The 17477-nt window shown below is 36.1% G+C and carries 30 protein-coding genes; 19 read left to right on the forward strand and 11 right to left on the reverse strand.

All coding sequences use genetic code 11. From position 1 onward, the window contains the following. The first annotated feature begins 16 nt into the window (after positions 1–16). Complete coding sequence (locus AB1467_00160) at positions 17–784, forward strand: LamG-like jellyroll fold domain-containing protein (protein ID MEW6294694.1); 768 nt, start codon at positions 17–19, stop codon at positions 782–784. Between the two features lies 1 nt (position 785). Here AB1467_00160 and dnaG read toward each other — a convergent pair whose 3' ends face one another. Together dnaG and AB1467_00170 are read right to left on the reverse strand one after the other, a co-directional pair. Beyond that, entirely contained in the window at positions 786–2099 is a 1314-nt protein-coding gene (dnaG, locus tag AB1467_00165; protein MEW6294695.1) for a DNA primase DnaG, read from the reverse strand. Between the two features lie 72 nt (positions 2100–2171). Then, positions 2172–2453 (reverse strand): DUF167 family protein, encoded by a 282-nt coding sequence (locus AB1467_00170; protein ID MEW6294696.1) that lies wholly within the window; start codon positions 2451–2453, stop codon positions 2172–2174. A 134-nt stretch (positions 2454–2587) separates the two neighbouring features. On the opposite strand from AB1467_00170, the gene hjc reads away from it, so the two are divergent. After that, a complete protein-coding gene (gene hjc, locus AB1467_00175; protein MEW6294697.1) occupies positions 2588–2992 on the forward strand; it encodes a Holliday junction resolvase Hjc in 405 nt (134 codons plus the stop codon). A gap of 78 nt (positions 2993–3070) precedes the next feature. Continuing rightward, a complete protein-coding gene (locus AB1467_00180) occupies positions 3071–3217 on the forward strand; it encodes a hypothetical protein (protein ID MEW6294698.1) in 147 nt (48 codons plus the stop codon). Between the two features lie 11 nt (positions 3218–3228). Here AB1467_00180 and AB1467_00185 read toward each other — a convergent pair whose 3' ends face one another. Genes AB1467_00185 through AB1467_00210 form a run of 6 tightly spaced genes read right to left on the reverse strand, consistent with a single transcriptional unit; the run spans position 3229 to position 6611 of the window. Next, positions 3229–3933, reverse strand: coding sequence for a hypothetical protein (locus AB1467_00185; protein MEW6294699.1), 705 nt, complete (start codon positions 3931–3933; stop codon positions 3229–3231). Position 3934: 1 nt separating this feature from the next. Then, positions 3935–4423, reverse strand: a complete 489-nt coding sequence (locus AB1467_00190; protein ID MEW6294700.1) for a hypothetical protein — start codon at positions 4421–4423, stop codon at positions 3935–3937. Then, positions 4424–5083, reverse strand: a complete 660-nt coding sequence (locus AB1467_00195) for a hypothetical protein (protein MEW6294701.1) — start codon at positions 5081–5083, stop codon at positions 4424–4426. Positions 5084–5137: 54 nt separating this feature from the next. Further along, entirely contained in the window at positions 5138–5896 is a 759-nt protein-coding gene (locus AB1467_00200) for a GTPase (protein MEW6294702.1), read from the reverse strand. 35 nt (positions 5897–5931) lie between these two features. Continuing rightward, a complete protein-coding gene (pth2, locus tag AB1467_00205; protein ID MEW6294703.1) occupies positions 5932–6285 on the reverse strand; it encodes a peptidyl-tRNA hydrolase Pth2 in 354 nt (117 codons plus the stop codon). A gap of 5 nt (positions 6286–6290) precedes the next feature. Then, positions 6291–6611, reverse strand: coding sequence for a hypothetical protein (locus tag AB1467_00210; GenBank protein MEW6294704.1), 321 nt, complete (start codon positions 6609–6611; stop codon positions 6291–6293). 260 nt (positions 6612–6871) lie between these two features. On the opposite strand from AB1467_00210, the gene AB1467_00215 reads away from it, so the two are divergent. The 9 genes from AB1467_00215 to AB1467_00255 are packed head-to-tail and all read left to right on the forward strand — an operon-like array spanning position 6872 to position 10136. Continuing rightward, on the forward strand, positions 6872–7186 hold the full coding sequence (locus AB1467_00215; GenBank protein MEW6294705.1) for a metalloregulator ArsR/SmtB family transcription factor: 315 nt from the start codon (positions 6872–6874) through the stop codon (positions 7184–7186). 10 nt (positions 7187–7196) lie between these two features. Beyond that, positions 7197–7751, forward strand: coding sequence for a hypothetical protein (locus tag AB1467_00220; protein ID MEW6294706.1), 555 nt, complete (start codon positions 7197–7199; stop codon positions 7749–7751). A gap of 1 nt (position 7752) precedes the next feature. Continuing rightward, positions 7753–7944 (forward strand): hypothetical protein, encoded by a 192-nt coding sequence (locus AB1467_00225; GenBank protein MEW6294707.1) that lies wholly within the window; start codon positions 7753–7755, stop codon positions 7942–7944. A 9-nt stretch (positions 7945–7953) separates the two neighbouring features. Beyond that, positions 7954–8343, forward strand: coding sequence for a DUF302 domain-containing protein (locus AB1467_00230; protein ID MEW6294708.1), 390 nt, complete (start codon positions 7954–7956; stop codon positions 8341–8343). A 4-nt stretch (positions 8344–8347) separates the two neighbouring features. Beyond that, positions 8348–8668 carry a hypothetical protein gene (locus AB1467_00235; protein MEW6294709.1) on the forward strand — a complete coding sequence of 107 codons (321 nt, stop codon included), beginning with the start codon at positions 8348–8350 and terminating at the stop codon, positions 8666–8668. Continuing rightward, positions 8659–8931, forward strand: coding sequence for a thioredoxin family protein (locus AB1467_00240; protein ID MEW6294710.1), 273 nt, complete (start codon positions 8659–8661; stop codon positions 8929–8931). Before AB1467_00235 ends, AB1467_00240 begins: the two co-directional genes overlap by 10 nt. After that, positions 8928–9221 carry a glutaredoxin domain-containing protein gene (locus AB1467_00245; protein MEW6294711.1) on the forward strand — a complete coding sequence of 98 codons (294 nt, stop codon included), beginning with the start codon at positions 8928–8930 and terminating at the stop codon, positions 9219–9221. Before AB1467_00240 ends, AB1467_00245 begins: the two co-directional genes overlap by 4 nt. Continuing rightward, entirely contained in the window at positions 9218–9721 is a 504-nt protein-coding gene (locus AB1467_00250) for a class I SAM-dependent methyltransferase (protein ID MEW6294712.1), read from the forward strand. The genes AB1467_00245 and AB1467_00250 overlap by 4 nt, the downstream gene beginning before the upstream one ends. A 10-nt stretch (positions 9722–9731) precedes the next feature. Continuing rightward, a complete protein-coding gene (locus AB1467_00255; protein MEW6294713.1) occupies positions 9732–10136 on the forward strand; it encodes a CoA-binding protein in 405 nt (134 codons plus the stop codon). Positions 10137–10206: 70 nt separating this feature from the next. Here the strand turns inward: AB1467_00255 and AB1467_00260 are convergent, their stop codons facing one another. The 3 genes from AB1467_00260 to AB1467_00270 are packed head-to-tail and all read right to left on the reverse strand — an operon-like array spanning position 10207 to position 12420. Continuing rightward, positions 10207–10779, reverse strand: a complete 573-nt coding sequence (locus tag AB1467_00260) for a DUF1405 domain-containing protein (GenBank protein MEW6294714.1) — start codon at positions 10777–10779, stop codon at positions 10207–10209. 39 nt (positions 10780–10818) lie between these two features. Beyond that, positions 10819–11604: a hypothetical protein gene (locus AB1467_00265; protein MEW6294715.1), complete on the reverse strand. Its 786-nt coding sequence runs from the start codon at positions 11602–11604 to the stop codon at positions 10819–10821. Positions 11605–11652: 48 nt separating this feature from the next. After that, entirely contained in the window at positions 11653–12420 is a 768-nt protein-coding gene (locus tag AB1467_00270; protein MEW6294716.1) for a class I SAM-dependent methyltransferase, read from the reverse strand. A 124-nt stretch (positions 12421–12544) separates the two neighbouring features. On the opposite strand from AB1467_00270, the gene AB1467_00275 reads away from it, so the two are divergent. From AB1467_00275 to AB1467_00305, 7 genes are all read left to right on the forward strand, one after another. Continuing rightward, positions 12545–13645: a DNA double-strand break repair nuclease NurA gene (locus tag AB1467_00275; protein ID MEW6294717.1), complete on the forward strand. Its 1101-nt coding sequence runs from the start codon at positions 12545–12547 to the stop codon at positions 13643–13645. Between the two features lie 83 nt (positions 13646–13728). Next, positions 13729–13965: a hypothetical protein gene (locus AB1467_00280; protein MEW6294718.1), complete on the forward strand. Its 237-nt coding sequence runs from the start codon at positions 13729–13731 to the stop codon at positions 13963–13965. Beyond that, positions 13966–14340: a PIN domain-containing protein gene (locus AB1467_00285; GenBank protein MEW6294719.1), complete on the forward strand. Its 375-nt coding sequence runs from the start codon at positions 13966–13968 to the stop codon at positions 14338–14340. Between the two features lie 10 nt (positions 14341–14350). Then, a complete protein-coding gene (locus tag AB1467_00290; GenBank protein ID MEW6294720.1) occupies positions 14351–14839 on the forward strand; it encodes a hypothetical protein in 489 nt (162 codons plus the stop codon). A 1-nt stretch (position 14840) separates the two neighbouring features. Further along, positions 14841–15521: an HAD family hydrolase gene (locus tag AB1467_00295; GenBank protein ID MEW6294721.1), complete on the forward strand. Its 681-nt coding sequence runs from the start codon at positions 14841–14843 to the stop codon at positions 15519–15521. After that, the gene (locus AB1467_00300; GenBank protein MEW6294722.1) at positions 15518–15733 is read left to right on the forward strand and encodes a hypothetical protein; all 216 of its coding nucleotides are present in this window, start codon (positions 15518–15520) and stop codon (positions 15731–15733) included. Before AB1467_00295 ends, AB1467_00300 begins: the two co-directional genes overlap by 4 nt. A 160-nt stretch (positions 15734–15893) precedes the next feature. After that, positions 15894–17432 carry an ATP-binding protein gene (locus AB1467_00305; protein MEW6294723.1) on the forward strand — a complete coding sequence of 513 codons (1539 nt, stop codon included), beginning with the start codon at positions 15894–15896 and terminating at the stop codon, positions 17430–17432. The last annotated feature ends 45 nt before the right edge of the window (positions 17433–17477 follow it).

The following is a 17477-nucleotide window of genomic DNA, read 5'->3' on the forward strand; positions in this document are numbered from 1 at the left end:
TTTATTATTGTTTAACATGAAAACAAAGTTTAGTTTTAGAGGACAGGGCGCTTTGGAATATCTTCTGCTCATAGGAGGGGCAGTGCTCATAGCAGCAATAGCAATAATGGTTGTAACAAATCTCAGTGGAGGAGGGCAAGAGCAAATAGAGCAAGGCGAGCTAACCTACTGGGAGCAGATTGGAAGAATTGAAGCTTTAGGCGATCCAACCTTGGTAGGATACTGGCAGTTTGAAGGATATACAAGAGATTCATCCCAGTACGGAAATAACGGAACAGCTTATAATAATCCAATTTATGTTTCAGGCTACCAAGGCAAAGCAATAGAATTTAACGGAAGCAACCAGTACGTTCAAGTTAATGATAATCCTTCCTTACGTGGAATGCCTCAGTTAAAAATTGACTTGTGGGTTTACCCTCATTCTTATCCGTCTATAAATCCAAGCTGGGCAGAGCCTCTAAGAAAAGGATCAGATTATGTGATAGTTTATGAAAATAGCAGTTCATGTGTCTTGCAGTTCTGGGTTTTTAATGAAACTGGTGTTAGCGCAAATAGTAATATTCCTTGTACTGAAACACCCCTTAATCAGTGGAGTCATTTGACTGCTACATGGGATGGAGCAGTACAAAGATTTTATGTTAATGGAGTAGAGAAAGGCACAAGAAATTTTAGTGGAACAAGCGTTAATTCAGACACTGCCCCTCTCTACTTTGGAGATTTTGTTGGTTTGGGAAGACCTTTTGATGGGGTAATAGATGAAGTCAAAATTTACAATAAAACCTAATTTATTCCCTGATTATTATTACTTTGACTCCTTCTACTGTGCCTATTCTGCCTTTCCTGATGCCAACCAAGTTCTTTATTCCTAAAGTTCTGGCTTCCTCTGCGAGCCTTTTTGTGACAATGCCGTCAAAGACAATTGAATTCACGTTATTGTATTCTTTCAGTGAAGTTAAAAGGTCCCTTACTTTAACTCTTGTTATTTCATTGTTTGATTGGTCCAGTAAAACTGCTTCAAGTGATCCTTTCAATTCCTTTATTTTAGGCTCAAATAATGCCCTGTCTTCTTCGCTTACAGGAAGCTCTTTTTCTATTGGCTCTTCAAAGGGCCTGAAAGGCTGCCCGAATCTTCCAACAGGCCTTCTGCCTCTGCCTGGACCAAAACTTCGTCTGCCAGGAGAGAACCTGCCTCTAGGCCTGCCAAAGCCTTTTTCTCTTAATGGAGGCCTCCTGAAGCTTCTCCTGAAAGGCCTTTCCCTTTCCATTCCTTCCGGTTGCCTGAAAGCAAGAGAGGAAGGAATCTTTTTCTTTAAGGCCATTACCAATTCTTTTCTTGTTAGCTCTTCAACCTCTTTTCCGTCCGGGGCACGTGCAAGGAAGTCGATTTTTGTCAGTTGCATTAGCTGCCTTTGAATTAATTCTCCGCCCCTGTCGCCGTCAGCGAACAAGGTAACAGTCTTGCGCCTGCACAAGTCAATTATTGTTTCAGGAATCTTTGAACCGTTAATTCCAATAACATTCTTTATATTGTTTCTAAGCAGGTTCAGCACATCTGCCCTTCCTTCAACTATTATAATGGATTCTTCTTTCTCGATGTCCGGGCCGCAAGGCAGTTTTTCTGGGCCGTAAAACTGTAGTTCTTCTGTTCTCACATTCTCTCTGACCTCTTCCTCTAATTCCTGTGTTGCAGGCATTTGTTCATGAAGAAATTTCTGCAGCAATTCTTTTGCCCTGTCCTTTATCTCCTTTCTTTTATTGGTTCTTGTGTCCTCAATCTGTTCTGTAGCGAATTTTGATTCATAAGGTCCAACCTTGTCTATTGATTCAATTGCTGCTGCAAGAAGAGAGGTCTGCACCATGTCAAGGCTTGAAGGAACTATGAGCTTTCCCTTTGTTTTTCCTTCTGCCTGTTCGGGAATTATTTCAATTCTCCCTATCTTTCCGTTCTTCTGGAGCTCCCTTAAGTCCATTTCCTCCCCGAGCAGGCCTTCGCTTTGCCCGAAGATTGCTCCAATTACGTCATGCTTGTCAACCAAGCCGTTTATTTCAAAAGAGCACACTATATTGTATTTCACTGTGCTCAAGTATGTTTTTGCCATTAAATACCACCTTTAATTAATATTTTTTTCCTTTATTTTTTTTAGAATCAGAGTTATTCGGAATTTTTTAAATTAATTCTGCTTTGTTTTTTGTCTTATTATTCCTTTTATCTCTTCCAAGGACTTGTTTTTTATAAGAACTTTCTTTTTCCTTGAACTGAAGCCTTTTACTATATTGACTTCAGCTCCAAAGATTTTGCTTAATTCTTTTTCTAGCTCGAGGTTTGCTTTTCCCTTCAATGCAGGGCTCCTGCATTTTACCTCGATAAAGGAATTCCATTCATTGAATCCCTTGAGTTCAAAACCGCTTGAAGCGGGCTTTACATGAACATCCAATAAAACATTATTTTCCAAAAATAATTCCTTAAAAGAAAAATATTGATTCAAAAAAGCAAAAACTTTTTTGAAAAAATAACTCTAATTCAATATAATTTATTAAAACAAAAGTATATTAATCATTATGTTAAAGAGAATTCTTAGTGAGCATTATGACCTATTACGCGAAAGGAGCGAATGCAGAAAGGGAATTAATCCACATCTTATTCGAGAAAGGCTTTTCTGTTGTGCGGGCAGCAGGGAGCGCTGCAACAGCCTTGCCCTGCCCTGACATCATTGCATTAAATAAGGAAAAGAGGCTTGCCTTCGAGTGCAAGGCCTGGAGTTCAACCCACCTGTCAATTCCCTCTGAGCAAATGAAGGAACTGATTTCATGGGGCGAGAGGGCAGGAACTGAAACCTATGTTGCGTGGAAGATTCCAAACAAGGGCTGGCTTTTCTTGAAGCCCCAGGCATTCAATAAAACCCCAAAGCACTTCATTATCTCAAAAAAGAAGGCTTTCACAAAATCCCTTGAATTGAATGTAATAACAGGACGTCAGGCAGTCCTCAAATAATTTTTTTATAATGTCAAGCAAGGCTTGACATATTTCAATCCACTGATTGAAGATCAGTGGAATTGAAATTATTTCAAAGTGAACGAAATGCAGGTAATACTGGAAGAGTTGATTGCAAAAATGGAATTCCTCCACAGCAAAGAGAAAAGCATTAGGAACAGGATGCTCTTGGAGAACGCAATAAAATGCTTAAAAGAATACGACAAAGCCACAGTAAAAATATAGCCCTATTTAATTCATACAATCGACGCAACGTATAAGAGTGCTGCGGCAATAAGGCCTGATGTTAAGGTCATGAACACTGTTTCAATGCTTGGGTCGCCCCTCAGGAAAGTGAAAATCAAGTACAAGGAGAGCGCAGAGAATATTACGCCGAAGGTGTAAAGCCATTTCTTTGTGTTCCTGTTCTGCACAGCAAAGCCTTTTACTTTTGCTTCAGTGATATCCAATTCAAACATTCCAAGCTTCTCCCTCAGCTCATTTGTGTTTGACTCGATTTTCTGGATTAGAGAGGAAACCCCAGTAAGGGTTTTTTCTGCCCTTGACTGGAAGTCATTCTGCCTGCTCAACTGCATGTCCTTGAATATGTCCAATTCTTTTGAAGCACTTTCCTTGAATACAGAAATCTGGTTGTTCAGTTCAGCCAGTATCTGCCCTTGGGTTTTCTTTGCTTCAAGCTGCGCCTGAGCTGCAATAAAATTATTCAGAGAGTCTTTTTTTGCGTCCAATTCCTCGCTCACTAGCTTCTTTATTTCTGTTCTAAGCAGATTGAAGGTGTTTGCTTCTCCTAAGAGAAGGAGTTTTTTTGCCTGGTCTTCGTTTATTCCAAGCGTCTTCAGGGATGCAATTATTTTTTTTTCTGGCTGGCCTTCGCTGACCATTTTTTCTATTATCTGGATTACGCTTAGGTCTTTTACCTCTGCCCTCCTTTCTTCAGGCATCCTATAACTTCACTTCCCTGAATTTTTTTTCGTACTCTTTCTTTTTCTTTTCGTCCGAAACCAGGTCGTATTTAATTCCGTGCGTTGTTTCAGGAGACTCAAGTATTCTCATTATTTCTCTTAACTTGCTTGACTTTGCTTCAGTTGACTGTTCTTCCTTCAGTTTTACTTGTATTGCTTCCTTTAATTGCTGCATCTCTGAGTCCATTTTCTGTTCCAGCTTCTTTTCTTCTTCCACTATAACTTGACGCACTATCTGCTTTAATAATTCTTCTTCTTTTGTCATGTCTTCATGGACAATTTTCCTTATTTCGTTCTTGAGCAGGGTGAAAGTGTCTGATTCTCCTAATAAAAGAAGTTTTTTTGCCTGGTCTTCCCTTACCCCCAATGCCTTCAAGGATGCAAGAATTTTTGATTCAGGCTGGCCTTCTTTGACCATCCTTTCAATTATTCCTATAATGCTTTGTTCCTGTGTTTGCTCTGCTGCCATTCAAGACACCATAATCTTATGTTCTAATTTCCTTATAATGTTTTGCGCTTTAATATTAAAACTTATTTGTGTTTCGCCCTTCATTTTAGGGGTGAATTCAAAGAACAGCTGGTAGCACGAATAGGGCTTCATTGAATAACTTTTTTGGATGAATGCCCTCTCAAAGAATTTGGTATTATGCTCTTCTTCAACAGAAACACCTTTTTGTTCCCTGCTTGAATTGCATAACTCTAATTCCAAGTCAAAAGATTTACCTGCAGTTGCAGTATCAGGGCCGAAAACTTTTGCTGTCACAGACTTCTTCATTAACTCTCTTGTGTCTATCTGCTCCACTATTTCTGGGGTGAATTCTGCTCTCACGATCAATTCAATTTGGTCTGCAAGGTTTTCAGGCAAGGTTAATTCTGAAATCTTTTTTGGCCCGAGCTCAGAAATTTCTTTTATCAGTCTTTCCTGCCCGTTTTCTTTTAGGTAGACTTCAATATTCCTTACTGTGTGGCTGCTTGCATTTTCTATTATTATGCCTGTTCCCATAGGATCTTCATAAACCTTCAAGCTGGCGGCCAGGAAATTAAAGTAAAAGTGCAGGGAAACAAAGATAAGCGCAATAACCGCAATGAACAACACCATATAATTAAACTTTAATTTTGCTAGCCTCATGATTGCATTACACCATTAAATAAAACTCCATTAAAATATTTAAAGAAAGGCTTTTTAATAGCAGATTTTCCCTTTCTGCCACTGCAATAGAATTTCCTTTGCTGTTGCCTCAGTGTCAGGCAAGCCTTTTTTTAAAAGCCTTTTCTTCTTCAAGGCGATCTCTTCAATTAATTGCCCTGCACTTTTATTATCCAATTTTATTCCAAATAATTCCTCCAATTTCTCTGGCATGGCCTGCTTCAAGTAATCAATCAATTTCTCTGCCGCGCTTTCTGCGTCCTTCAGCTGCCAAGGGCTCTTAGCTGAAATTAATGCCAGTTTCACTTCACCCTTTTCATTGAAAGGAATTACACCCGGACTGTCAATCAATTTTACCTTTGAACTCAGGGAAATGAACTGCTCTCCTTTGGTGAAGCCAGCAGAAATTGAAGTGCGTGCAGCCTTCCTTCCGCTCAAGGCATTAATCAATGAACTCTTTCCAGTATTAGGGTAACCAATTACCCCCGCAATCAATTTTTCTTTTGCTTTCGCCTTCCTTAATATAAGGCCCCTCAGATTTTTTATTCCCAGTTTCTTTTTCGAGGAAACAAATACTGCCTGAAAATCTTTTCCAAGTTCTTTTTTCTTTTTTTCAGCGAAATTCTTGCTCACCAAATCGCTTTTATTGAGTACAAGCATTAATTCTTTTTTTTGTTCTTTTACTTTCTCTTCAATCCATTCATTCCTTGTCTCTTCAGGAAACCTGGCATCCAATACCTCTAACACTAAATCCGAAGACTCAATTACTTTTAAAGCCCTGTTCAGGAAACTCATAGTAAACAACAAAAGATTAATGCAAAAAAAGAATTTTAAAGCAGCTTCAATTTTCCTGTGTACTTGTCTATTTTTTCTTCTGGTGCAGGTCCAATTCCAATGCAGGTGATGCTGCCTTCTTTTACCTGGGTTCTGCCCGCATCCCTAATTAAAGAAGCAGGCAATTCTTTTTTTGCCTTCTCAAACAATTCAGTTAATTCCCTCTCGCTTGAAACTTTAAGCACGACCTTCTGCATTCCCTGTTCCTTCCACTCTTCAGCCCACTCAGGAAACTTCTTCTGCGTTTTAATAAAGGAATCTATTGCCGCATGTGAGCATTGTGAGGCGATTTTTCCTTTTCCCATCTTCAAATCCGTTCTAACAACAATCGCCTGCTTGAATTCAGTCATAAAATTCACTCAATCAATTCAATCAAAAGCAGGCTTTTAGTTATTCCGTTGCTGCTCCATAAAGCGCAAAAGCTTTTTGCTTCTTCTTTATCTACCCACACCTGCCTTGATTCTACGTGCTCATGGCCTTTGGTTGAATAGCTTCTGTCATGTTCCACCAAAGCCTTGTTTCCATCCAATTTTATAAGCTTAAAAATTGGAATACCTTTTTCGTTCAACTCAAAGCCTTCCCCTAAATTAACTTCAACGTTTTTCACATTTACTTTTTTCTGGAAGGGGGGACTCCAATCTTGTACCACCTCTTTTACTTCAAACACTGCCTTCACTTGAAACCACCTCTAAAAAACTTTTCAAGCTTTGCTTGAAAATTTTCAAAGCTTGCTTTGAAAACTTTTTCAAAAAAAGTTTTATCAAAAATATTCAAAAATATTCAGAAAATTTATTCTTTCAGTAAAAGAAAAGATAGAACATATTTATTAACTTTATGGCGCAGGAAATCAAACCTGTCGAATTCCACTGCCAAAAAACACGGGTTGCAGATTCAATCAAAAGCTATTTAAATATTAGCATATTCTAATAATTTATTATGAAAGAATTTTACAAGATTCATGCTGAAATATGCAAGGTATTCTCAAATCCCACTAGATTGGAGATCTTGAATTTTCTAAGAGACAAAGAAATGTCAGTAACAGAGCTCTTAAAAAAAACAAGGTTGAGCCAAGCAAATGTCTCCCAGCATTTATCCATAATGAAGTCCAAAGGAATTGTTGCATCAGACAGAAAAGGAAAAAACATTTTCTACAAGCTCTCAAATCCAAAAATCATCAAAGCATTTGATATAATAAAAGAAGTTTTAATAGAGAGATTAAAGAAAAACGGAAAGGTCATCAAAAAATTATGAGGAAAGAAGAATGAGAAAAATATTATTGATTATTACCATGACTTTGTTGTTAAGCGCTGGTTTAGTTAATGCAGTCACCCAAGAGGAAATAAGCCAAGCAAAAAGCTTGGTTGATTCAAAGGTTGATTGTAAGGTTTTATCTGATTCTCAGCTGGAGTTAATTGGGGAGTATTTCATGGAGCAAATGCATCCAGGCGAAGCTCATGAATTAATGCATAAAATGATGGGCTTAAAGGAAGGTTCTCAAGAGGAAAAACAGTTCCATGTTAACATGGCTAAAGCAATGTATTGTAATGAATCCACAGGAATGATGGGTTCTGAGGGTATGATGGGGATGATGGGTTCTACTGGAATGATGGGCATTATGGGAGGTGGAATGATGTCAGGGCAAGCGCCCATGTCTTCAGGCATGATGCAGGGAATGACAGGAAATTATTGGAATTATGGGTTTGAACTTAGTGTTTGGAATATACTGTATGTAATTTTAATTATTGGCCTGATAATTCTCACTTATCTTGGAATCATAAAATTATGGAAAGACTTATTCAAAAGCAGGAGAAGATGAAATGAAGAAAAATGATAATACTACATTAATAATCGTAATTTTATTAGCCGTATTGTTTCTTTTTAGCATTGGTTTAGGCTTTGGCTGGGGTTTTGGTCACATGGGCGGCATGATGTTTTTCGGGCCAATCTTCATGGTGTTAGTGTTGGTACTTATAGTTTGGTTAATTGTATCTTTGACTCAACCGAGGTAAGGCATTAACATGAAAATAGAAGATTTTGCATTCATTGTTGAAACCAAAAAAGGCTTTGATGAAGCAGTTATTTCAATAAGAAAATCCGTGGAAACTAAAGGATGGACAATATTCCAAGTATATGATTACAAAGAAATATTAGCAGTAAAGGGTTTTGAGCAGAAACCATTAAAGATCATTGAGATTTGCTCTGGAAAATATGCCAATCAATTCTTAAACAAGAACAAGCTAACTTCTCTTTGCATGCCTTGTAAAATTAATGTTTTGGAAGAAGACGGAAAAGTAAAAATAATTGGAATGAATCCAATAATAATCTCTCAATTCTTTCCGGAAATAAGCAGGAAAGAAACTGAAGAGGTAGAAAAAGACATTAAAGAAATTATTGATAATGCTAAGTGAGAGAATGCAAGGCATTCAAAATTTAATTGATGAACTCGTGAGCGGGTATATTCAAAGCAAATATGATAGAGAGTATTTGAAGGAAAAAATAAATGAAATTTTAGAATTTATACTACCAGAGATTGCTATCCTTATTAAGAATAGAAAAGAAAAAGACCCAGTTAAGTTATGGAATGCTGTAAAAGAAGACGAGAAAATAAAGAATTTATTTAGGAAAACCCTTAAAAAAGTAGAAAGACCTATTGTTATTTATGTTGCAAGTAAATTTGAAAACAATCAATATTTTGGCGTTAAAATAATTGAAGAGGCTTTAAGATGGAAGTAAAGGTTTTGGATTTTACAGGGAAATGGTGTTCAACCTGCATTATTTTAGATGAAATACTAGAATCCGAAATAATTCCAAAATATAAAAATAGAGTGAAATTTATTAAAATTGACGTTGAGGAAAATGAAAAATTAACAAAGCAATACGAAATTCTTTCTGTGCCAACTTTAATTCTTCTGAAAGACAGCAAAAAAATTTGGAGAAAAAGTGGTTCAATATTTAAGGATGAAATAATAAAAGAGTTAGAGAAGACGATAAAATGAATGATGAACTAGAGACTATAAGAAAAAAGAAAATTGCTGAAATGCTTAGTAAAATGAGTAAACCAAAAATTAAAATTTATACAACATCTTCCTGTCCGTATTGCCACACGGCTAAAGAATTTCTAAAACAAATAGGTGTAAAATTTGAAGAGGTAAATGTAGAATTCAATCAAAAGGCTGCTAATGAAATGATAGAAAAATCAGGCCAGATGGGGGTTCCTGTTATCGACATAAATAGAACGATTGTTGTTGGTTTCAATAAGGAAGTAATTCTGAAGGCATTGAAATGAATGACACAAAATTGTGCGGGGTTATCTCAAGAAAATTAAATGGTGTAGGCAATCTCTTAGATATTGGTTGCGAGAATGGCTTGGTTAGCTGTTTGGCTAATAAATTAAACAAAAAAATTATAGGTCTTGACATTTCAGCAAAAGGATTCATCAAAGCACATAACCATTGCAAAAAATTTGAGGCATGTAATTTAATTGATTGTATTAAGGGAAATGCTCATAACATGAAAATCTTCAAGAATAGTGAATTTGATGCTATAACTTTAGTTTATGCATTGCATCATATGAACAAACCTGAAATTGTACCAAAAGAAGCAAAACGTATTTTGAAACCTAATAAAAGAATTATAATGGTCGAACATATTATTAGAAAGAGAAGGAGTAAATGTTATAAGTTTGTAAAAGAAGAAATTAGTAAGATGTTGGAGAATGTTGGATTTAGAAATACAATTATTCAAAGATCAGAGGAGGATATTATTTTAGTCACAAGCAAAAAATGAGGTTAAGAATATGATTAATGACAAACAAATCATAGAAATTTTGAAGGAATCCAAGGCAATAGCTGTTGTTGGTTGTTCTAGGGATCCAGAAAAGGATGCACACAAGGTTCCAAAATATCTGAAAGAACACGGTTATAAAATTGTTCCCGTAAATCCATTTGCGGATGAAATTTTGGGCGAAAGAGTTTACAAAACCATATCTGAAATTAAAGAACCTATTGACATCATAGATATTTTCAGGCCAAGTGCAGAATGTTTTCAAATTGTAAAAGAAGCTCTTGAACTAAAACCTAAAGTGATATGGATGCAGCTTGAAATCAAAAACATGGAAGCCGCAAGATTAGCAGAAGGTAGTGGAATTAAAGTTATTATGGATAAATGTATAATGATTGAACATAAACGTTTAATCAAATAATGATTATGAACGCTTACATAGAAAAATTTGTAAGATTTTGTGATCGATTTCAGAAAAAAGTTTTAGAAATTCAGAACACTTGAATTAAAGGCTTAGGCCTCTTCCTTAGAATCCAAAAAGAGAAAAAGGAAAAAAACAAAGTCATTGCAATTGTTGCTGGGAACATAAAGGAAAGAGCCAAATAAGGCATTGGAGGATTGGTGCTTAACACATAATCAGAGAAATCAAATACCAAAAACAGAATTAAGGTAATAATCAAAAAAATTTTTTTTGCTTCAATTTTATTTAAGAGAATGAATTGCTCTGCGAAAAGAAGGATATGAGAAACAAAAAGCACTGAGTAAAGAAAAGAGGCTTCAGGAGTAAAATAAAACCAATTATACTTCAATAAAACGAATACAGTCCAGAAAGCATACTTTAATGCAAAAGCAAACGAAAAGAAATAAAACCACTGAAAATTCTTTTTGAACTTAATTCCAATTAATGTTACTGCAAATAAGAGTGCTGCAAGAGGACAATCAGGGACAAAAACCCAGAGAAAAAGATTTGTGTTCATTAACTGCTGCCAATAATAGAAAAAAACCCCATAAATAAATCCAATCAAATTGCCTATTACTATAACCCAGAAAAAATTCCTGTTCACACAAAAAAAGAGAGGGAAAAAGAAAATAAATCAGACTGGTTATCCTGTTTTTAATGGAATTTTTTTGATTTCATGTATTCCTGTGCCGGGAATTCTTCTTATCCTAAAATAGCACCTGGCCTTTTTTGGAATATTGCCGCCTCTCCCATAATAATCGCTAATGATTTTTTTTATCTTTAAAACATCTTCTGCAAAAACTTTCGTGAAAACAGCCCCTTCAGGTTTCAATAATGTAAAATACTTGTAAAGAACTCTTTTAGTAAAATCAGAATATCTCAACGGCCCCATAAAATCGACTATTATGTCATAATACTTTTTGCTTGAAAAATTTTCAATAACGCCAACCTTGTATTCATTTATTTCTTTTGAACGCCTTTCAACTTCTTTTAGCTCGTTGTATTGTGCTTCAATCAATTCTTTTTTTCTTCTGAAAGGAATTTCGCCAGAGTTCTTGATCAAATTCATGGCTCTCTTTTTTGGCTGGAGGAGGACAGGGCTTATCGGATTCAGGGCAGTCACGAAAACTTTTGAGCCAAAATACTTCTTCAAGTCAGAAGAGACCCCCAAATATCCCGCTCCTGAATCAAGAACGAAAAGGCGCCCCTTTCTTTTAAGCATTGAGCCGACTGCCTTTTTAATATCAAAAGATTCCTCGTTTATAATTGATTGAAAATCCCTGTTTTTCGGGTAAGTACTAAAAGCAAGGAACTTCTTTCTATGCCCTCTAATTTTATTTGCAGTTAATTTTCTTTGTTCTTCCAGGAGAGTTCTCTTAAGCCATGAGCCGTATCTCCTGTCTATTCTGCCATTAATTCTCTTCTTCATAATACAAAAAAGAAAGAAAAAGAAAATAAACCAATTGCTGGGTTTTGATCATTTGATGCAAACGTACTGGCGGAAATCTGCGTTCGGGTTGTCTCCTTTTTTGTAATCAGAAAATTTTTCAATTTTATTGAATCCTGCTTCCTTGAGCAAATTCAAAAGCTCATTTCTTTTGAAGGGGTATACAATAAGATAAGCTTTTTTTCCTGTTCTTTCGTCCGTATATTGCATTCTAACCTTATTCTCGGAAATTTCGATTGGCTCTCCGTGGACTTCGTTGCCGCAGTAAACGTATTTTTTGGAATAATTAAATTTTCCTTCTTTCAGTATCTCTTTTCTTTTGTCCAGCACATATTGGTAGTTTCTCTCGTCGATAATCAGGACCCCTTTTTTTCTCAAAATAAAAAAGAAATTTTTGAGTGTTTTGAGTTGATCCGCCTTTTTGAATAAATAAGTTAATGAATTCCCAAGACATAAGACAGCATCAAAGCTCTCTTGCTTAAAGTGCTCTTCAAGTTCGCGCCAGTCTAACTCAGTAATGTTTAATGTTACGCCTTCCAGTACTGCATTTTTTTGTGCTTTTTCTATAAACAACTTATCTATGTCATTAGATACAACTTCAAAGCCATTTTTTATCAAATAAATAGAATCTGCTCCCTCGCCCAGAGAAGAATCAAAGACTTTTTTGCATTTAAATTCTTTTAATTTATTGAAAAGGAATCCTCTCTCGCCTTCTCTTCGTTTCTTCCAGTCAATGAAGTCGCCCCACATTTTAATTAAGGCCTTTGAATTATAATTCTCTGGATAATCAAGAACCATACTTAATTATGGCTTCCAAGTTTTTAATAGCTTTGCATTGATGGTTTGGTTCAATTTAAGGAAGAATTCACAGGCACTCAACCCCAGCAATTATTTAAAAATCGTTCAATTCTTCTTTCATTATATGAACGTGAATTCATTGATTTCAGAGGCTGTTGCTGCAATAAAAGAGGCTGAAGGCAGAAAAAGGCTTACAGCAAAGAAATTAGCTGAATTGAAGAATGCTTCACTCAAAAAATTTGATTCAAATGAGCTATTGGAAGAAGAATTCTGCTTTAAAACAAAGAAAAAGGAATTGAACGAAAGGGTTGCCGGCGTTGATTCAGGATTTGCAGGAAAAAGAATGCATTCAATTGACATAATTTTAGTGAAAACAGTAGGAGCAATATTTGACTTCGAGAAAAACAAGCTCAAGAAAGCCCAGTATCATCCTGCACCCTCACAATTTCCTATTCCATTCATCTCCTCAAATGTATTGGAGAACGACGAATTCCAGTGCAATAAATCCTTGCTCAGGCTGAAAGAAGAGATTGAGTGCGCAAAAAAAATAATTTCAGACTTTAAGCCCAAATTTTGTTTTCTGGACGGAAGCATTATACCCCAGCACGCAGACAAGCCAAGGGCTGACTCAAAATTATGCTCTTCCTACAAACAGTTAACTGAATTGTACGAGCAATTATACCAGACAGCAGAAAAAAATTCCTGCTCGCTAATTGCAACAGTGGAAGACTCAAGGGGCTCAAGGTTCAGGAGCATAATGCAGAAGGAAATACTCGAAAAAGAAAAAATAGTTGAAGGCAGTGCACTTGAAAACTACTTTGACTCAAGCCTTTTAGGATACATCCTGGAAAAAAATGAGAGGAGCTTCTGCTTCAATTACTCCACTTCAGCAAAAGAGCACCCTATACTGAACGACTTCACAAAGAAATGGGCTGAGAGAGTGAAGGTATTCTACCTCAAGCCAACAGAATACGACAGGCCTTTAAGAATTGAATTCCTGCATAACGGAAGGAACATCACGGAATACTGCAACGAAATTGCCTCTGTTTCCTTGACGCTTTCTTCACTGCACAAGGAATACGCTTTCCCCTCAGTTCTAATAGAAGCAGACCTCAGGGCAAGGCTTAAAAGCAATGAAATAGAAATACTTTTTAACAAAATCGCAGACAAATTAGGTAGAGAGAACGCCTATCTGGCACTCAGAAGAGAAATCAGGCCGTTCTGAAAAAGGGGGAAATTGGTAAAAAAACAATATTTTTGGCAAAATTTATAAATTTTTGCTAATATGATATTTTTTGGGTGAAACAAATGGTTTATGTAAACCTTGACAAACTGGGAAAAATATATTTTCCAAAAATATTAAGAAAAAAAATGAAATCAAAAGAATTTATTGCATTAGTGCTACCAGATGGTGATATAGTGTTGCACAAATTAGAGAAATCAAAAGACCCTTTGAAAGAATTCCAGAAACTGCCAAAAATTTCAAAGTCATTAAAGCAAGTCAGAAAAGAAATTCTTGAAGAGGCAATGAAAGAAGTGGGCTGAATGTACGCAGAAACAGACTTTTTTCTTGCACTAATAAAAAAAGAAGACAGGCTTAAAAGAAAGGCTGAAGAAATCTATGAGAAATACAGAAAACAGATTTGGACTTCCGTTTTATCATTGCAAGAACTAATGCTTTACTTTCACAGAGAAAAACTTGAAGCCGTTTCATTGATTGAAAAATTAATCAATCTTGTAGAAATAAAGCCCCTTAATTTAACTAAAGAAGACTGCCTTACTGCATCATATTTAGCCAAAAAATATAATTTAACGCCGTTCGATTCACTTCATGCAGTAATTAGCCAAGGAGATACCATAATAAGCTCTGATGCAGTTTATGATAAAATAGGGCTGAAAAGAATAAAATTAGAAGAATAATGGTTTTTTTATGGATAAAAAAACATTAACCAAAAAAACACTATTGCTTGCAATAGGAATAATTTTCTTGTATATTGCAATCGATTCAAAATTATTTTTTTTATTCAAAGGAATTTTTAATTCAATAAAAGAATTTGTTTTTCCTTCAAATTATTTGGAATATTTTATTGTAGCGATTTTTTTGTTGTTTCTAATAGCATTTTTTCTTAAATTAAAAAAAATTATTTCAGAGGAAACCTACAAAAAAATAGATTTTTTTTATAAAAGCCACACCAGATCAATGCATTGCTATATATTTCTTTTATATTGTGCAATAATTGTTGGGCTTGTAATTTTTTCAACTAGTTATATGACAAATTATCCATCTGACATCCATCTAATTAGTGAAGAGTATCCTTTGATTTTTGTTCCAACAATAATTTCTTTATGGTTTATTAATAAAGCAATTCCTTTCATAGATTTTATTGTAGAATTAAGAATGAAAAGGTACGAGGGATAAAATGAACAACAACAAAATAGAAGGAAAAACACTGGTTTTTGATTTATGGGGAACAGTTGCTTTGGGTGAAGAGGCAACGCATTTGTTTGAGAGAATACAGCAAAGGCTTGGATTAAACGAATTGACCCATCAGGAATTCACTGACGGCCTCGAAAAATCAATTATGACTAAAAAATTTGAGACAGAAAAAGAAATGATGAAGGCAGTATGCGACTACTTCTCAATTATTCCAGCAGACATTACAGTCAACGACCTAATCCTTCTAATCAGAAGAAACGACAACCTAAGCAAACCTTACGACGACGCAGTAAAAACAATTCAGGAACTGGATTTCAAGTCAAAAATAGGGCTTATCTCAAACACAACCTGCTTTGGGCCAAAAAAATTACTGCAAAAATTCAGCTTGGACAAATACTTCAAGGGAAAGGTTTTCTCTTTTGAGGTTGGCCTTCTTAAACCGAACCCGAAAATATTCAAGCTCGCATTAAGCAAGCTTGACTCAAAGCCAAAAGACACAATAATGATTGGAGACTCACTAAAAAAAGACATTATCCCAGCAAAAAACTTAGGCATGAAAACTATATTGGTGGACAGAAACAAGAAATACCCCCAAGTAAAAGAAGCAGACGCAACAATCAATTCCCTGAATGAATTGAATGCACTGCTGGAGACAGAAAAATGAATAAAAAGAAGGAAGACTTCTTCAAGTTCTGCCCCAACTGCGGTTCAAGAAAAGTTCGCCTCACAAGGCTCATAGCAGATGTAGTGCTCGCAGACTTCAAGTTCTATGAATGCGAGAACTGCAAGTGGAGGGGCACACCCCTTGAAGGCACAGAAGAATTTATAAAAAAATTCAAGCAAAAAATTAATGCAAAAAACAAAAAAAGGAAGTGAAAAAAATGAGAAGGGCAAGAAGAGCAAAAATTCCGAGAAAAATAGGAGAATTCACTTTACAACATTTAGGACCAAAAAAAAGAGGAAAAAGAAAAATCATATCAACATTTGACTCAAAATTATAAAACAAATTATTAATTCGCTTGAAGTGAAAAATTTAATGACAGAAAAAGAAATAGGCACTGTTATATCAACCCTTGACTCGCCGAGCCCTTCACTTGTAAGATTCGTGGTGAACGAAGGAATAGTGCACAGGGGCCAGTTCGTTGAAATGCAGTACAGCGAAGGCACACTCATTGCTCTTGTGTCAAATGTAGTAAAAACAAACAGGTATTTCGAAAGGGCTGACTCAGTGAAAGAATTCGAGTCAGACGGAAAAGCATTAATAGAACAGTTCCCCACAACAGAATGGGAATTCCTTGTAGCAGAAACAAAGCCTTTAGGCGTATTCACAGAAAAGCTGACAAAAAGAAGCACTTATCCCCCGAGCCCGGGCACAAAAGTAAAAATTGCAACAAAAGAAAACCTGAAGAAGTTTTTTTCCTTTGACGAAAAAAACGGCCTTCACTTGGGAGAAATAGAATACCATGAAAACCCAGTGCAATTGAATATGACAAAACTCCTGCAAAAGCATTGCGCTGTTCTTGCTCAATCCGGTTTCGGAAAGTCGTACCTTATTGGAATTTTACTGGAAGAACTCCTTGAAAGAAAAAAAGACGAGGGAAGAATTGCAACAATTGTATTGGACGTGCACGGAGAATACACTTCCTTCGCTGAACCCATAACAGACAAAAAACACAAGGACTACAGCAATAAAACCAGATTGGTGAGAGCAAGAGAAATAAAAATTGGCGTTCCAAAAATTTCAGCTGGAATGCTTGCATCAATTCTCCCTGGATTAAGTGCCCCACAGAAAAGGGATTTAGGCAAGGTAATAACAAAACTGCAAAAGGAAATGAGGGAAGGACTGGGCCCATACAACCTGAACGCAATAAAATCCGAACTCCTCCAAGACGAAAGCATAAAAGAGAACACCCAGAAAGCACTTATAGGATGGATAATGGAATTAGAAGAACTCCATATCTTCTCAGAGGTTGATGCCCCAAGCATTGAAGATGTTGTAGGCTCAGGCCTGCTTACAGTAATAGACTTGAGCGACATAATAAACTTAAAGAAAAAACAAATTATAGTGAATTATCTTGCTCACAAGCTCTTTGACCTTAGAAGAAAAAAAATTATTCCCCCATTCCTTTTGGTTTTGGAGGAGGCCCACCAATTCATCCCAGAAAAGGCCGGAAGAGAGTCAGCCATAGCACGATACATCCTTGAGACAATTGCAAGGGAAGGAAGAAAATTTGGGGCCTCACTCTGCCTTATATCACAGAGGCCAATTCAATTGAGCACCACAGTGCTTTCACAATGCAACACTCATATCATATTGCGCATTACAAACCCTTACGACCTAAAACATATTGGCGAAAGCTCTGAGGGCTTAGACCAGAGGGCACTAGAAATGATTACAGTTCTAAGAGTGGGAGAAGCATTAATGCTAGGAGAAGCAACAGGCTTCCCCTTATTCTTTAAAGTGCGAGAAAGAAAATCTCTTGAGAGCAAGCACGAGAAGCCCTTAGAGAAAGCAGCAGTAGAATTCGAAGAAGGCAACCAAAAAAAAGAAGACGAAGCAAAAGAATTTCTGTAAAATTCAAGGGAATTCTACTTCAGCAAGCATTTAATAATCAAATTA

This window comes from Candidatus Diapherotrites archaeon (genome assembly GCA_040755695.1).
Lineage (GTDB): Archaea > Iainarchaeota > Iainarchaeia > Iainarchaeales > 1-14-0-10-31-34 > JBFMAK01.

Excerpts from the sequence above, each read along its gene's own strand:
- AB1467_00230 (MEW6294708.1), top strand. The coding sequence starts at position 7,954 with ATGAAAATAGAAGATTTTGCATTCATTGTTGAAACCAAAAAAGGCTTT.
- AB1467_00295 (MEW6294721.1), top strand. The coding sequence starts at position 14,841 with ATGAACAACAACAAAATAGAAGGAAAAACACTGGTTTTTGATTTATGG.
- AB1467_00220 (MEW6294706.1), top strand. The coding sequence starts at position 7,197 with ATGAGAAAAATATTATTGATTATTACCATGACTTTGTTGTTAAGCGCT.
- AB1467_00185 (MEW6294699.1), bottom strand. The coding sequence starts at position 3,933 with ATGCCTGAAGAAAGGAGGGCAGAGGTAAAAGACCTAAGCGTAATCCAG.
- AB1467_00255 (MEW6294713.1), top strand. The coding sequence starts at position 9,732 with ATGATTAATGACAAACAAATCATAGAAATTTTGAAGGAATCCAAGGCA.
- AB1467_00160 (MEW6294694.1), top strand. The coding sequence starts at position 17 with ATGAAAACAAAGTTTAGTTTTAGAGGACAGGGCGCTTTGGAATATCTT.
- dnaG (MEW6294695.1), bottom strand. The coding sequence starts at position 2,099 with ATGGCAAAAACATACTTGAGCACAGTGAAATACAATATAGTGTGCTCT.
- AB1467_00235 (MEW6294709.1), top strand. The coding sequence starts at position 8,348 with ATGCAAGGCATTCAAAATTTAATTGATGAACTCGTGAGCGGGTATATT.
- AB1467_00215 (MEW6294705.1), top strand. The coding sequence starts at position 6,872 with ATGAAAGAATTTTACAAGATTCATGCTGAAATATGCAAGGTATTCTCA.
- AB1467_00245 (MEW6294711.1), top strand. The coding sequence starts at position 8,928 with ATGAATGATGAACTAGAGACTATAAGAAAAAAGAAAATTGCTGAAATG.
- AB1467_00290 (MEW6294720.1), top strand. The coding sequence starts at position 14,351 with ATGGATAAAAAAACATTAACCAAAAAAACACTATTGCTTGCAATAGGA.
- pth2 (MEW6294703.1), bottom strand. The coding sequence starts at position 6,285 with ATGACTGAATTCAAGCAGGCGATTGTTGTTAGAACGGATTTGAAGATG.
- AB1467_00225 (MEW6294707.1), top strand. The coding sequence starts at position 7,753 with ATGAAGAAAAATGATAATACTACATTAATAATCGTAATTTTATTAGCC.
- AB1467_00265 (MEW6294715.1), bottom strand. The coding sequence starts at position 11,604 with ATGAAGAAGAGAATTAATGGCAGAATAGACAGGAGATACGGCTCATGG.
- AB1467_00275 (MEW6294717.1), top strand. The coding sequence starts at position 12,545 with ATGAACGTGAATTCATTGATTTCAGAGGCTGTTGCTGCAATAAAAGAG.
- AB1467_00305 (MEW6294723.1), top strand. The coding sequence starts at position 15,894 with ATGACAGAAAAAGAAATAGGCACTGTTATATCAACCCTTGACTCGCCG.
- AB1467_00250 (MEW6294712.1), top strand. The coding sequence starts at position 9,218 with ATGAATGACACAAAATTGTGCGGGGTTATCTCAAGAAAATTAAATGGT.
- AB1467_00240 (MEW6294710.1), top strand. The coding sequence starts at position 8,659 with ATGGAAGTAAAGGTTTTGGATTTTACAGGGAAATGGTGTTCAACCTGC.
- AB1467_00280 (MEW6294718.1), top strand. The coding sequence starts at position 13,729 with ATGGTTTATGTAAACCTTGACAAACTGGGAAAAATATATTTTCCAAAA.
- AB1467_00195 (MEW6294701.1), bottom strand. The coding sequence starts at position 5,083 with ATGAGGCTAGCAAAATTAAAGTTTAATTATATGGTGTTGTTCATTGCG.
- AB1467_00300 (MEW6294722.1), top strand. The coding sequence starts at position 15,518 with ATGAATAAAAAGAAGGAAGACTTCTTCAAGTTCTGCCCCAACTGCGGT.
- AB1467_00285 (MEW6294719.1), top strand. The coding sequence starts at position 13,966 with ATGTACGCAGAAACAGACTTTTTTCTTGCACTAATAAAAAAAGAAGAC.
- AB1467_00270 (MEW6294716.1), bottom strand. The coding sequence starts at position 12,420 with ATGGTTCTTGATTATCCAGAGAATTATAATTCAAAGGCCTTAATTAAA.
- AB1467_00190 (MEW6294700.1), bottom strand. The coding sequence starts at position 4,423 with ATGGCAGCAGAGCAAACACAGGAACAAAGCATTATAGGAATAATTGAA.
- hjc (MEW6294697.1), top strand. The coding sequence starts at position 2,588 with ATGACCTATTACGCGAAAGGAGCGAATGCAGAAAGGGAATTAATCCAC.
- AB1467_00200 (MEW6294702.1), bottom strand. The coding sequence starts at position 5,896 with ATGAGTTTCCTGAACAGGGCTTTAAAAGTAATTGAGTCTTCGGATTTA.